Below are 13,956 nucleotides of genomic sequence, written 5' to 3'. Positions count from 1 at the left end.
TTACACTATCCATGATATTGAAAACGCTTACGATGTCAAACTGCTCAATTTAAGCCTAGTGTGTCACACGTTTAAATTCCTATTTTTTCTATTTTATCGGCCCTTTTTCCAACGAATCAACTGGTAACTTATGGAAATCGCAACACAAAATAAGCTAAATAATGTTACTGTGTTATTTTTCGCAATAAATAGCACAGTATTGAATTTACAGTGTGTATATCAAACTTATAATTTGACACGAAAAAAACGCACAAATTTGTAAGTTCTTATATTTGCTACATCCTACATATAAAAAAGCCCAAAAAGAAATAAATCCTTTTGAGCCACTGACAAACAGTTAATTTTAAAAAATAATTTTTTTCATATATCATCATAATGAAATTCCAAGGCTTTTTTTATAGTGTGATATAAAACCTAATCTTATAAAGTACCAATCCTAATCTATTTCTTTAATCACATATGGCTGCGTAGTTCTATCTGGTATAAAAAGTGAACAATAATAATACTCTTCTACAGTCTTTTTATCAGAACAATAAACAATAGTATACGGTTTTCTTCATCATCTCCTCTTACTATATAATTAAATTCAACAAAGTCCTCTTTAGGATATGCAATATTCCATGTAAGATAAAACGGTCTTTTTTTATCTGTCAAAACAGCTATCTTGTGTAATTCTATTTCATCTACTATGGGAGTATGAAAAGAATTACCATGACCTGTAAACCAGGCATAATCATTATGTTTTTTCCATGAGCCGATAGGAATATTTTTCATTTTTACCAATTCATCTTTGATTGCTATAAAAGATCCTTTATGTTCCTTAAATGAAGGACATACGCATCAATTTCATTCCTATTCACCGATAAAAATAACGGAATAGAAAATAAGCCATCGCTTTGCAACTGCAGAATGGCTTTTATTTCTTCCAGCGTATTCTTATTTTGTAAAGAACACGTTTGCTGTGGATAGCAGAACACTTTATCGCATGTCAAAATTATAAGTGATAAGATACGTCACTCTTGAAGAGTTTAAGAAAACTGGCGTTATCAGTAAAAGTGATCTAAAAGAATATGTAAGTGTATCATATGAAAGCTATATTACCAGTCCTGAATTGCTTTACGAAAAAGATAAAGTGCTATATGATTTCTTTGATAAGAGATGGTTGGTGAATAAAAGTGAAGGCAGAAAATGAATCTGTATACAGAAGATATACGTGAATTGATAAAGGAAGAATCACGTATAATAGAAGATTTCGAAAAACACAATGCTCCTTCAGAAATAATTAGCGAGAAGGAAAACAAATAAACAGCCACCGGTAAGATTTTTTAATTTATTAGTCTTTTGATTATGAAGAGAAATACGGATTGCTTTATTGGTTTGAGGAGGGTACGGAATAATCTGGATAGATAAAAAAGGTATTAGTGATTATCATGCCTCTTGTGTAACAGCATGGATTGTAAACATTACAAAGCAATGGGAAATATGAAGCCTATTTGTTCTGCTTTCCCATAAAGGTATTCCGAAAGCTGTATGGACTGGGACTTTACTGCACACTATGCCGATAAGTGGTGATCATGGACTCCAATATGAGAAAACGAAAATAGAGGACACAGATTTACCGGAATTATTATACGTTGAAGATTAACACTCACAGCGGGTGCTTTCAAATATTAAAAAAACCTACCACTACAGAATGGCAGGTTTTCCGCAATAGTCCCCATAGGGTTACTACCGCTTCTTCGTATTCACATCTTATAACTTTTAATTTGAATTATCAAGAAAAGAGGATCACCCTTAAAAAGTGATCACCCGCAATTCTGCTGGGTACATCCGGTTTCCTTGTCTGCTTTCATTTTTAATTACAAGTCGCTCCTTCCAAAAAAACGCCCTTTATGTTTGTGGCGTTTTCTTTAATCGCTTTATTGTGCATAAACAATCTACACAATACGGTTCTGTTCCTTCCCCTGTAGGAAGCATCTCAGATTTTCAACGGCAGTATCCATAATTCTGCGCCTAGCCTCTTTGCTAGCCCAGGAGATATGCGGCGTTATCAGGCAGTTATCACATTCCAGCAACGGATTATCATTGCGGATCGGCTCCTCCCTTACCACATCCAAAGCGGCCGCATAAATCGTACCGTTTTGTAATGCCTGCACAAGGTCATATTCATTGATCAGCTTTCCTCTGGCATTGTTGATCAGGATGGCATTTGATTTCATCATAGCCAGCGTAGCCTTGTTTATCAGGGAATCATTCTCCTTTGTGAGCGGACAATGCAGACTTACCACATCGCTTCGCCGCAGTAATTCCTCCAGAGAAACCTTTTCAGCGTGCGTGTCGTTGTCGGCATGGGCGTCATGAAACAGGACATGCATTCCCAGTGCCTGTGCGATTTCAGCGACCTTCCTTCCAATGCGTCCAAATCCGATGATCCCCATTGTTCTGCCTGACAGCTCCATTAGCGGATAGTCCCAAAAACACCAGTCCGCATTGTTTGCCCATTCTCTCTCCTTTACACGTTTTGCATGATGCCCGATCCTGGATGTCACCTCCAGTAAAAGTGCAATGGCATACTGTGCAACCGTATCCGTACCATACCCGGGAACATTGGTAACTGCGATATGGAGATCTCTTGCGGCTTCGATATCGACAACATCATAGCCGGTTGCCAGTACACCGATGTAACGAAGCTGCTTATTTTCCTGCATCAGCTCTCTTGTCATCGGCACCTTATTGATAATCACGGCATCCGCATCCTGCATTCTTTCCTTTACCTGCGAGTGATCCGTGCGTGCATACACCGTCAAATCACCAAGCGCCTCCATCCCCCTCCAGTCAAGATCCCCCGGATTTTCTGTATAACCATCCAAAACTACAAGCTTCATATACATATGTAAAGGATGCCAGTCAGCACCCTTATCTCCTTTCCCTGATCATATTATAAAACACTTTACAAGCTGTTGCGATAAATATTCTTCACATCCTCTGCGGACAGTGACACAAATCCGTTCACCGTCTGTTTTGCGGCATCCTGTGCCATTGCATCGAAGTGCGTATCATCGATACCCAGCTCCCCTAAGGATGAGCGCAGATGCAGCTGTTTATAAAAGCTTCGCAGACATTCAATTCCCTCCCGTGCCATATCCCACGGATCCTTTTCTGTTACCTGCCAGATTTCTCTGGCGAAACGCGCAAACATATCCACTGTATCCTCACTGAGAACATACTCCATCCAGTGCGGCGTCAGAACAGCCAGACCTTCGCCGTGTGTAACGGAATAAAAGGCACTGAGCGGATGTTCCATTGGATGAACACTCCACTGTGTCATATGCCCCAGCTTCAGCATATCATTGATTGCCCAGCTTGCTGCCCACATGAGATTGGCTCTTGCTTCATAATTATCCGGCTCCTTTAAAACGAGCGGTCCGTATGCCGTACAGATTTTCAGAATACCTTCCGCAAACCGGTTCTGTAAACCGGCATCCTCCCGTGCAAAATAAGACTCCATCGTATGGCTCATAATATCAGCCACACCACAGGCACTCTGATAGCGGTTTACACTAAAGGTAAAGGTAGGATCCAGTATCGCAGCCCTTGGGCGAAGGAGTGGATTCCGTGTACCTATTTTCTCTTTTGTATCCGGATTCGTGATAACAGCAATATGATCCATCTCACTGCCGGTAGCCGCAATTGTCAAAACCGCAATAACCGGAATCGCCTTTTTTATTTCCTGCGGGTGAAGCACCAGCTCCCATGGTGACAAGGTACTACATACAGCGGCAGACACAACCTTGGCACAATCAATCACACTGCCTCCTCCTATTGCCACAATAACATCCACATTCTCCCTGCGGCATAACGCCACTCCCTTTTCCACCGTTGTAAGGGAAGGGTTTGGCTCTACACCAAACAGCTCCACATACTTCTTTCCCGCCGTATGCAATTCTGTAACCGCCTCGTCATAAATACCGTTACGACGGATACTGCCTCCTCCGTAAACAAGTAAGACCCGCTCTCCGAATTCCTTCATAACGGTATGAAGCTGCTGTAGCTGTCCCTTTCCAAAATACACCTTTGTCGGTATATCATAAATAAAATTTTCCATATATCAATCGTAGAAGCCGGACATGATTTTGATCAGTTCATCCACATCTTCGGTTTCTCTCATCCTCCGTTGTCTGTTTTCTTCAAACTCCTGCAGATATTCTGCTTTTTCAATTACCTGATCTATGACGGATGCCGGAAATTTCACTGCTCCGTTTTCATCCATGTGAATGATTTCCCCCGGACTAACCTGCATCCCAAAAACCTCCACACCGGTATTCACGGACTGCACTGCCCATTTTCCATGACCTGCCGTAACACCGCTTAACACGTATTGCATCTGCAGCGGACGTATCTCATCCACATCTCTGCTCGGACCGTCACTGATGACACCGACACAGCCGGCAGAACGAAGTGCTGTCATCATATTTCCACCCAGCAAGCCGTTACGACACTTAATCTCTTCCGGCATGTCCTGTTTCACAATCAGTACCACTGGTTTTCCGACAGCAGCAACTGCTTTTAACACATCTGCGAACTTCAGGCACTCATAGTTCGGATCCGGAAGACCATAGGTACACGTAACCGCATAGCCAACGGTTCTGCCTAGCTCTGGATACATAACCCTTGCGCGCTCATCCGTATACCATTGTCCGCGCCAGGGATGATACAGTCCCAGACAGTACTCCTTATCCGGATAGGTTGCGACCACATTGGTAATGGACGGTGTATCAAACTGCTTCAGCTTTTCCAGCCTATCATCAATTTTCATGTTCATCCTCCTGTATATGAATTTATTTGAAACAAAAAGCATATCGAATGCATTCTTCAATTACCCAGCGGCTACTGACAGCCGAAATATGCCAGCACATGATCAACTGCGATATCCGACATGCGATTGATTGCCCCTTCACTGCTTGCGGCAATATGCGGTGTCAGAACGGTATTCTCACAGGCAATCAGCTCCTCATCAAAGCCGGGCTCCATATAATGCACATCACTACCATAGCCGTAAAGCTGCCCATTGTGCAAAGCATCATACAATGCCTGCCGGTCAATGAGCTTTGCCCGTGCCGTATTGATGATAACCGCATCCTTTTTCATTTTGGAAAAAGCCTTTGCATCCAGTAGCGGTGAAAACTCTGCAAGTGCAGGAAGATGCAGCGTCAGAAAATCACTGCTGCTCACGATCTCGTTTATATCCGCCTTGCGTATGCCATACTCCCGGATAAACGCCTCATCATAATAGCTGTCAAATGCGAGTATATGACAATCAAACCCCTTCAGTCTTCGGGCAACGGCTTTTCCAATGGCACCCAGCCCAAGGATACCGACGGTGCTTTGATACAAATCCTTTGCAATCGGCTTTTTCCACACATGCGAGCGGATATTGGCATCACTTCTTGTAATATTGTGACAAAGAGAAAGCATAAGTCCTATGGTGTGATCCGCTACGGAGTTTGTATTTGCATTGCGTGCAATTTGTAATGCAATGCCTTTTTCCTTTAAATATTCCACATCAATTTTATCCAGCCCCACACCATAGCGTGAAACGATTTTCAATTTATCCGCATGATCAATGACATTGCGATTGAAAACCTCCGTCCCTAAAATGACAGCATCCATCCCCTGAATGGCTTCCACCATTTCCTCCTCATTCAGCAGTCTTCCCTTTTCATTTCCATAGACCTCAAAGCCTGCATCCTGTAATCTTTGTATCGGTTTCCTACTTAATTTACCAAAAGACTTGGATGTTACCAAAACCTTCATAAGCGATTTCCTCCTGTATTTTCAATATTGTCCGGTAAATGTTTTTCTACCGAATCGTCTTAACTGCGAAATGCTTTTTCCAATAAACGGAAATAGTCAAACATCAACACCAGCGGTGTCATGTCATATGCGGCAATGTCTTATCCGGATTAAAAAGATAAAGTGGATGACAGCCGGCTCCCTCTTTACAGAAGCCAGCAATGCTTTCCATTACTTGCCCTCACAGCCAAACAGACGGATATAGTGCTTGATTTTATGTTTGAATCCCTCCGCAAGCAATGGATACAGCTGATAAACGGCATTGCCGCTCAAATCCTCCTTAACCAGATTTTCAATTGCGCTGCGTTTCAAATCATTGGACAAATTGATTTTATTGATTCCCTCTCTTGCACAGCGTGCCAGATTTTCATCCCCGGTACCGCTGCCGCCATGAAGAACGAGCGGAATATCCAGTGCATCCTTCAATTCATGAAGAAGGTCAAAATGAATCTGCGGAGTACCTTTATATACGCCATGTGCAGTACCAATGGCAACCGCAAGTGCATCCACTCCGGTCTGCTTTACATATTCCACTGCTTCCTCAACACGGGTAAATGCCTGATGTCCGTCAGTATGATATTGCTCACCAACACCTACATGACCAAGCTCAGCTTCCACACTGATTCCCAGTGCATGACAAATCCGTACCATCTCCTGCACCTCTCTGATATTTTCTTCAAACGGCAGTAAGGATCGGTCGATCATGATGGAGGTATAGCCTGCGCGAATGCCAAGCAGACAGTCTTCAAAGGTTTTGCCATGATCCAGATTCAGGGCAATCTTTACTCGGGAGCGTCTGGCAAGATCCACTGCAATTCGTCCAAAGCTTTCCAGATCCGGATTGGCAACCGGTGTTGTATTCAGTATAATTCCGGTATTCATTTCTTCTGCCGCCTCGATGGCAGCACGCAGATTATGTTCATTATCAATATTGCAGGCAGGCACGGCATAATTCTCCTGCTTTGCCTTTGTTAGAATTTCCTTTAATGTTACCAGCATATCAGTTATCTTCCTTTCCGTAATTGATCATGACACGGTAAACACCCGGTTTACATGCATAATCAAAGGCTTCTTTTCCCTGTGCAAAGCTGAATTCGCGGTCGATCACCTTCTCCATATCGATCATTTGATAACCGATCAGCTTGACCGCCATCTGATTATCCTCAATCGTCGGATTCAGCGTTCCGATAAATTCTATTTCACGACTATGCACCATGCCGAAATCCACACCGATTGGTTCTTTGCTGTTTTGTGAGCTATAGGCAATCAGTCTGCCATATGGTGCTAACATGTCAATTGCCTGCTGCCACACCTTTTTGAACGGTATGGTGTTGATGACAGCATCTGCCCCCAGCCCATCCGTCAGCCTGCGAATTTCTTCACCGACATCACATTGACGCGGGTCAAAGGCATAGGCAGCCCCTTCCCGAATCGCCGTTTTCCTCTTTTCTTCATCGGTTTCACTCACAATAATGCGTGCACCGCACATCTGAGCCAGCTTCACATGAAAGTACCCCATAATACCCATACCGATAATGACAACCGTATCACCAAACTTTAATCTTGCCTTGCGTATACTGTGAATACAGCATGCCAGAGGCTCTGTTAGTGCCGCATGGCGCATATCCACATCATGTGGCATACGGATAATCTGCCATGCAGGAATCACCAGATATTCACTTAAGCCGCCGCCCAGTATATTCCCATCCAGACTTGAGCGTTTCGGCATTTCCTTTTTGCGATTGCACTGCGTTCCTCTGCCGGAGCGATCCAGCTCACACTGGTTACAATATCCGGATGTAAAAATTGCTTTATCGCCTGCCTTTACACCTACAACACCTCTGCCTGTCTTTATAATCGTCCCGCTGCACTCATGACCGCCAAGAAACGGATATCCGTAGTTCCTTGTTCCTTTGTATGTTCTGCGGTCCACGGTGCATAAGGAACATACCTCTGTTTTAAACAGTACCTCATAATCCCCCGGCTCCAGGATATCCAGCTCGCGCATTGCCAGCTTATCCTTTGCTTCAATCACCCATGCTCTTGCTTTTTCCATAGGATTCTCCTCTCATGTTTGTTATTCCTATCTATATCTGAAAAGAAGCAGTTTTCTTCACCTCCTGAAGCTTCTACTTACTGAATCTTTATCTGTATCTGACAACTATAATCATATTGAAAACGATTACAGTGTCAAATTGACACAAAAAGCAACAGTGTGTCATCATAATAAGACAGCTAACGGAGAAAAACCTCCACAAAGTAATGAAATCATTTACATTTCATGCAAAATCATAGGAAGTATGTACTTTTTATATGGATTATGTTAATATTTTCCTAGCTTGTGTGTTATTTCACCCATTGATTTAACACGAAAAAGTAACAGGGAGTGATAGTATGGCGAAAACCAGACGGGATCTGATTATGAATCTGGTCAGAGAATACACCAGTGAAAGTCTTGCGGACAAATCCTTCAGCTTTGAACGATGCAATGCCTTTGATATCGCATTGGATCTGAAGCTGGACCGGTCCAACGTATCCAGAATTTTAAATCAGCTGTTTAACGATCTACAGCTCATCAAGGTGGAAGGAAGACCCACTCTCTATTTATCCAAGGATGTTATTGTCGGCGAATATCATTTCAATAATATTCCCCAAATCATCCCCGGAAAAGAAAACCTGAAAAATTTATTCGTATATGATGCAAGTGATGCCAGTTTTTATAAAAAAGGTATGAATATTATTGGAAACGGTTATGAGGAATCACTGACACCGGTTATCAGTAAAATCACCCCTGCCATATTTTATTATCAGAACAAGCCGTTACTGATTGCATTACAGGGAGAAAAAGGCTCAGGCAAGAAATATTTTTGTAAAAAGCTCTTCGATCTGGCCGTACAGAATAAACGTATTTCCAAAAAGAGCAGAAGCTTCACCTTTGATTATCGTTCCATAAATGAAAGCTTTTCCACTCTGCGGCAGCAGTTTCTTGATCGTAATATCTCCATGGTCATCATGGAAATCTACACACCGTTTCAGGAAAGCGAGATTTACCGGTTCTGGAACGATCTCAACAATCTTTGCAGCAACGAAAACAAGCCGTTACCTATCATGATTTTTCTGATTGATAAGAGTGTTGAAAACTTTGCATATTTCTCACAGCTGACACCTTACACAGCGAAGTATCCCAATGTAAAAGAGCGCACAACAAAAGAAATGATTGAGCTTGTGCTGACCTTCCTGCAGGAGGAGGCAGTGAATCTGAACTGCCGCATCAAGGTGACCGGAAATGCGATTGCCTCCTTTCTCAGCGCAGATTATACCTACAATCTCTTTCAGCTTCGCAATGAGATTGTCTATTCCCTATCCAATAATCTGTATTCCAGTGTGATTACCAATCATGAACCAATCGTCATCACACATGAGAACATATCCAAGAATGTCATTCAAAACAAGAGTGCAGATAATTCTTTGGAGGATCATATCCGAATAACCGTTACACAGCTCCTTCCGGAAATCATAGATATCTACCCGGATCAGCCGTGTGAAACACTGGAAAATCTATTACAGACACAGCTCAATGCAAGCATTGTTATAACTGCACAGCTGAAAAACATCATAGAAAAGGCGAAAGAGGATGTCCTGATGACGCGGACAAAGCTTCTGGATTCCTCATCCATAGAGATGCAGTCCAAGGTCTATCAGGCTCTGACACCATTGTTTACGAAAACAAAATTGAAAAATGACCGCCAGATTTTAAGCAAGCTGTATATCCAGATTCAGCATATGCTGGATAATACCTTCGCCTACCAGTTTCAGCTGGAGCATCTGGATTATAAGGAAACAGCATATTCCCAGGAGCTGAGTGACAATGTGATCAGCACAGTGGAAAACAAGTTCAACATCAGTCTTCTGAAGGTATATAAAAGCTATATCCGCAATTTTATCTACTATGCATTAAAATCCATCAGTCAGAATACCATCATGACACTGATTGTCTGTCACGGGGAGCGTCTTGCGGAAAATTATGCTCAGCATCTGAATCAGATTCTGGGAAGCCGCTGTTTCTTCTCCTTTGATTATAATCTCTATTATCAGACGCATGACTTTCATGAGTTTACGGATAAGATATATAAACTGATCAAATATATTGATATAGGAAAAGGCGTACTTATCGTTGGTGACAAGCCGCCGCTTACGACATTGGATAAGTCCATCATCTCCACGTTAAACATTCCCTCCTTCTCCCTGTATCCGGTTTCTCTTCCACTATTATATGAAACCAGTGAAGTGGTTTCACAGAAGACCATGCATCTGTTGGCTCTGCTCAGTGATGTAGTGAACCGAAAGAAAAAAATAAAGGCATTTTTGAATGATAAGAGTCTGACCTCTAAAAATGAGCGTCAAAGCAGCGATATCTTTCAGCGCTTTCAGGCAACCTTCCCTACCATCAATATAGCAAAGTCCAATGAAGCCCTGTACCGCGTACTTCTCAATATTTGCACGGAATGCAATTTGCCGCTTTCCAATAACATCATTATACAGTTCCTGTTTCACGGCACCTGTATGCTGGACCGCTGTGTGAAGAAGCAGAAAATCCGCTATAATCTTTTGGAAAGCTTTATGATGGAGCATACCGAGCTGTTTCACATCATGAAAACGAATTTGTTGAAAATCCGGGATTTTATGACACTTTCCATTTCACAGGAGGAAATCGCCGTTTTGTGTGATGTTATACTCAATTATCAGATGGAGATCAATGTTCAAACAGAGCGAAAATAATGCGATCCCTCTGACATTCAAACATTGAAAATGAACCGGTCTGCCGACCGGTTTTTCTAAGCATGTATCTGATCTCAATCGCTTAGAATCAAAAAGGGATTTCCTGATAACGTATTTGAAATTTTCCATACAATAGAAAACGGTTTTACAGGTAATCCTTTGTATTCAGCCCTCTTGTTCACAGAAATGAAAACAGAATATGCATTGACAACATACACAGTGTATGTTAAATTATAGATACACAATGTATGTATTAAGGAGTGATACAATGCCGCGCAATAAGTATCCGGAGGAGACGGTTCAGAAAATACTGGATGTATCCATGAAGCTGTTTCTGGAAAAAGGATATGAAGAAACAACCATTTTGGATATTGTTGGAGAGCTGGGAGGACTTACCCGCGGTGCTTTCTACCACCATTTCAAATCCAAGGAGGAAGTGCTGGATGCGCTGAGTGACCGTATGTTTCTGGAGCATAATCCATTTGAGGAAGTTCGTAAGGAAAAGGGGCTAAGCGGTCTTGAAAAGCTGAAAAAGATTATCAAGATGCAGGCACAGAATCAGGATCAGCTTGATTTGAACCAGATGTCTGTGCCGCTGCTGAAGAATCCGAAGATTCTTGCGGATTACATGGAAAGCAATTTGCGAATCGTTACACCTTTTTTCGAAGAGCTGTTTCTGGAAGGCATTCAGGACGGCTCCATTCCGGATATCAAATATCCCAAGGCACTGGCCAGCTTATTTGTAATGATAACCAGTGTGTGGTTCATTCCTTCCATTGTCCCCTGTACGCAGGAAGATCTGCTGGAACGCCTGCTGCTCACCAAACACATGCTGGACAGTATGGGAATCTACCTCATTGATGATGAAATTCTTCAGCATGCCCAGACGATTGTCCAAAGCATTCCAACAAAATAAGATTGCATATGCAATTTTATTTTACCACAATACATACATTCTGAATGTATATAAAAAGGAGAATATAAATATGAACACACAAGATCTCGCTGTTTCTGTACACAGGTTAACCAAACGCTATGGTCATACAGAGGTATTAAAGGATATGAATATGGAAATAGAAAAAGGCTCTATCTATTGTCTGCTTGGTTCCAATGGTGCCGGAAAGACAACGACGATTAAGATACTGACAACACTTGCGGCCTTTGATAGCGGTGAAGTTTCCGTATGCGGTCATTCTGTCACTGCCGAGGGAGAAGCCGTTCGAAAGCTGATCAGTCTTACCGGGCAGTTTGCCAGTGTGGATGAAAAGCTGAGCGGTTATGAAAATCTCGTGATGATCGGAAAGCTGAATCATCTGAAGACGCCAAAGAAAAAGGCAGGAGAGCTGCTTGCATATTTCTCCCTTACAGAAGCCGCTAACCGTATGGTGAGCACCTATTCTGGCGGTATGCGCAGAAAGCTGGACATCGCTATGAGCCTTGCCGGTAATCCGCAGATTATTTTTCTTGATGAGCCGACCACAGGTCTGGATCCACAGAGCCGTCACAGTATGTGGAGCATCATAAAGCAGCTGAATTCAATGGGGATCACTATTTTTCTTACCACGCAGTATCTGGAGGAAGCGGAGCAGCTGGCAGATCATATCGCCATTCTGGATCAGGGAAGGATTCTTACGGAAGGTACTCCTGCGGAATTAAAAAAGCTGCTGCCACAGGGAATCGTCGAATTTGAATTTCCCGACAGCAGTATGCTGGAGGCTGCCATGTCATGTACAGGGGGCTATTCGACGAAGCCGGTGATGACAGAGCATAAGCTGATTATATATACGGACGGCAGTGCCGAAGCATTATCCGAGCTGTTTCATATTTTTTCTTCCGGTAATATCAAAATCCTGAAATTTTATCAAAAGCTGCCGAATCTGGAGGATGTTTTCCTAACACTGGTTCATGAAAGAGAGGATATACAATGAAAACCATACAGACACTAAAGGATGTTTTGACGATGAGTGGAAGATGTCTGCTTCTATCCAAACGAAATCCTGATACAATTTTAACGAGCATCATCGCTCCGATACTCACCATGCTGCTGTTTGCTTATGTAATTGGCGGCGCCATGCAGACGGGTGAAACAAGCTATGTGAATTTCATTGTTCCAGGAATCATTCTGCAATGCCTCGGACAGTGTGCCGCTACCACGGCGATTGCCGTTTGTTCGGATATAAAAAGCGGAATCATGGAGCGCTTCTGCACCATGCCTGTTAAACGCTCTTCCATTTTAAACGGACATGTACGGGAAGCCTTTATCAGAAATATGGTAACTGCCCTGCTGATTCTCCTAGTGGCATTCCTGATTGGCTTTCGACCGGAAGCGGATTTACTTGGTTGGTGTGCCGCATTGCTGATTATTTCTTTGTACATTCTCACCTTATCCTGGATATCCGTATATTTCGGAATGATTGCGAACAGTCCGGAGGGGGCAGGCTCATTCTCAATTCTGGCGATCGCTCTGCCCTGCATCAGCTCCGGCTTCGTACCAATCGACACCATGCCGAAAGCATTGCAGATTTTTGCCGAATACCAGCCGATTACCCCTGTCATTGATTCACTGCGTGCCCTGCTTCTGAATGAGTCATTAAAGACCTGTACACTGCTTTCTGCAATTTTGTGGTGTACGGTGCTGCTTCTGTTATTCTATATTTTATCCGTAAGAGCATTTAAAAAGAAAAGCAATCACTAACAGCTGTCTCATGCAAAACTGAGGAAGGAATTTGTTTGCTTTAGCAGTTCAAAAATTTTTTCGACAAGCACTGAAGCAGGATGAGAGCAGCTATATTCCGTATGCATCCCTTAAAAGCTTCCCTCCTGCGGTATCTAAGACCTGTAAAATCTGATCCTTTCAATTCATTACTGATTCAGCTTTACACCACAGGCTATTTATAGTAAAGTTTAACTGGAAGAAACAAAGGAAACAGTGTCCTGCAGAGTATACTGTTCCCCCGTTTGTGAATAGGAGGTTGTGTGGATATGTTAGGTATGATCATAGATATCATGAAATTTCTACTGCTGGTTTATATCGCATTGGAGCTGCGGGATATTTCTGCAAAGCTAAGCAATAAATGAGACGTTCTGCCTATCCAGCCGAAACAAACACGGCAACTGTGGCAATCCCGTTCCTTACTACAATTAAAGACCTGTACACTGCTTTCTGCAATTTTGTGGTGTACGGTGCTGCTTCTGTTATTCTATATTTTATCCGTAAGAGCATTTAAAAAGAAAAGCAATCACTAACAGCTGTCTCATGCAAAACTGAGGAAGGAATTTGTTTGCTTTAGCAGTTCAAAAATTTTCCCGACAGGCACTGAAGCA

General features: G+C 42.6%; 11 protein-coding genes. 4 read left to right on the top strand and 7 right to left on the bottom strand.

The features are described from left to right. Positions 1-510: 510 nt before the first annotated feature. The 7 genes from ACG3M1_RS03430 to ACG3M1_RS03400 all read right to left on the bottom strand — a co-directional run bounded on the left by ACG3M1_RS03430 (position 511) and on the right by ACG3M1_RS03400 (position 7,909). The gene (locus ACG3M1_RS03430) at positions 511-774 is read right to left on the bottom strand and encodes a hypothetical protein (protein WP_009269812.1); all 264 of its coding nucleotides are present in this window, start codon (positions 772-774) and stop codon (positions 511-513) included. A 1,163-nt stretch (positions 775-1,937) separates the two neighbouring features. Beyond that, positions 1,938-2,891: a D-2-hydroxyacid dehydrogenase gene (locus ACG3M1_RS03425; RefSeq protein WP_195301878.1), complete on the bottom strand. Its 954-nt coding sequence runs from the start codon at positions 2,889-2,891 to the stop codon at positions 1,938-1,940. 59 nt (positions 2,892-2,950) lie between these two features. Beyond that, on the bottom strand, positions 2,951-4,105 hold the full coding sequence (locus ACG3M1_RS03420; protein ID WP_008818492.1) for an iron-containing alcohol dehydrogenase: 1,155 nt from the start codon (positions 4,103-4,105) through the stop codon (positions 2,951-2,953). A gap of 3 nt (positions 4,106-4,108) precedes the next feature. Beyond that, a complete protein-coding gene (locus tag ACG3M1_RS03415) occupies positions 4,109-4,816 on the bottom strand; it encodes an RraA family protein (protein WP_008818491.1) in 708 nt (235 codons plus the stop codon). Between the two features lie 71 nt (positions 4,817-4,887). Next, complete coding sequence (locus ACG3M1_RS03410) at positions 4,888-5,814, bottom strand: phosphoglycerate dehydrogenase (protein ID WP_009588704.1); 927 nt, start codon at positions 5,812-5,814, stop codon at positions 4,888-4,890. 210 nt (positions 5,815-6,024) lie between these two features. Then, positions 6,025-6,852, bottom strand: a complete 828-nt coding sequence (locus ACG3M1_RS03405; RefSeq protein WP_002607277.1) for a class II fructose-bisphosphate aldolase — start codon at positions 6,850-6,852, stop codon at positions 6,025-6,027. A gap of 1 nt (position 6,853) precedes the next feature. After that, a complete protein-coding gene (locus tag ACG3M1_RS03400) occupies positions 6,854-7,909 on the bottom strand; it encodes a zinc-dependent alcohol dehydrogenase (RefSeq protein ID WP_008818488.1) in 1,056 nt (351 codons plus the stop codon). A gap of 338 nt (positions 7,910-8,247) precedes the next feature. Here ACG3M1_RS03400 and ACG3M1_RS03395 point away from each other — a divergent pair, with 338 nt between their 5' ends. The 4 genes from ACG3M1_RS03395 (at position 8,248) to ACG3M1_RS03380 (ending at position 13,327) form a co-directional block, all read left to right on the top strand. Next, a complete protein-coding gene (locus tag ACG3M1_RS03395; protein ID WP_009269816.1) occupies positions 8,248-10,632 on the top strand; it encodes a PRD domain-containing protein in 2,385 nt (794 codons plus the stop codon). Positions 10,633-10,900: 268 nt separating this feature from the next. Further along, positions 10,901-11,548 (top strand): TetR/AcrR family transcriptional regulator, encoded by a 648-nt coding sequence (locus ACG3M1_RS03390; RefSeq protein WP_008818486.1) that lies wholly within the window; start codon positions 10,901-10,903, stop codon positions 11,546-11,548. Positions 11,549-11,618: 70 nt separating this feature from the next. After that, entirely contained in the window at positions 11,619-12,560 is a 942-nt protein-coding gene (locus tag ACG3M1_RS03385) for an ATP-binding cassette domain-containing protein (protein WP_008818485.1), read from the top strand. Next, positions 12,557-13,327 (top strand): ABC transporter permease, encoded by a 771-nt coding sequence (locus ACG3M1_RS03380; protein ID WP_008818484.1) that lies wholly within the window; start codon positions 12,557-12,559, stop codon positions 13,325-13,327. The genes ACG3M1_RS03385 and ACG3M1_RS03380 overlap by 4 nt, the downstream gene beginning before the upstream one ends. Positions 13,328-13,956: the final 629 nt, after the last annotated feature.

It is taken from the genome of Clostridium sp. 10cd* (genome assembly GCF_044336395.1).
GTDB classification, from domain to species: Bacteria; Bacillota_I; Bacilli_A; order Erysipelotrichales; family Erysipelotrichaceae; genus Clostridium_AQ; species Clostridium_AQ innocuum.
This window is presented reverse-complemented; position numbering and strand designations above follow the sequence as displayed.

Bases quoted from the DNA above. Each gene is read 5' to 3' on its own strand.
- ACG3M1_RS03430 (WP_009269812.1), bottom strand. From the start codon at position 774: ATGAAAAATATTCCTATCGGCTCATGGAAAAAACATAATGATTATGCC.
- ACG3M1_RS03425 (WP_195301878.1), bottom strand. From the start codon at position 2,891: ATGTATATGAAGCTTGTAGTTTTGGATGGTTATACAGAAAATCCGGGG.
- ACG3M1_RS03420 (WP_008818492.1), bottom strand. From the start codon at position 4,105: ATGGAAAATTTTATTTATGATATACCGACAAAGGTGTATTTTGGAAAG.
- ACG3M1_RS03415 (WP_008818491.1), bottom strand. From the start codon at position 4,816: ATGAAAATTGATGATAGGCTGGAAAAGCTGAAGCAGTTTGATACACCG.
- ACG3M1_RS03410 (WP_009588704.1), bottom strand. From the start codon at position 5,814: ATGAAGGTTTTGGTAACATCCAAGTCTTTTGGTAAATTAAGTAGGAAA.
- ACG3M1_RS03405 (WP_002607277.1), bottom strand. From the start codon at position 6,852: ATGCTGGTAACATTAAAGGAAATTCTAACAAAGGCAAAGCAGGAGAAT.
- ACG3M1_RS03400 (WP_008818488.1), bottom strand. From the start codon at position 7,909: ATGGAAAAAGCAAGAGCATGGGTGATTGAAGCAAAGGATAAGCTGGCA.
- ACG3M1_RS03395 (WP_009269816.1), top strand. From the start codon at position 8,248: ATGGCGAAAACCAGACGGGATCTGATTATGAATCTGGTCAGAGAATAC.
- ACG3M1_RS03390 (WP_008818486.1), top strand. From the start codon at position 10,901: ATGCCGCGCAATAAGTATCCGGAGGAGACGGTTCAGAAAATACTGGAT.
- ACG3M1_RS03385 (WP_008818485.1), top strand. From the start codon at position 11,619: ATGAACACACAAGATCTCGCTGTTTCTGTACACAGGTTAACCAAACGC.
- ACG3M1_RS03380 (WP_008818484.1), top strand. From the start codon at position 12,557: ATGAAAACCATACAGACACTAAAGGATGTTTTGACGATGAGTGGAAGA.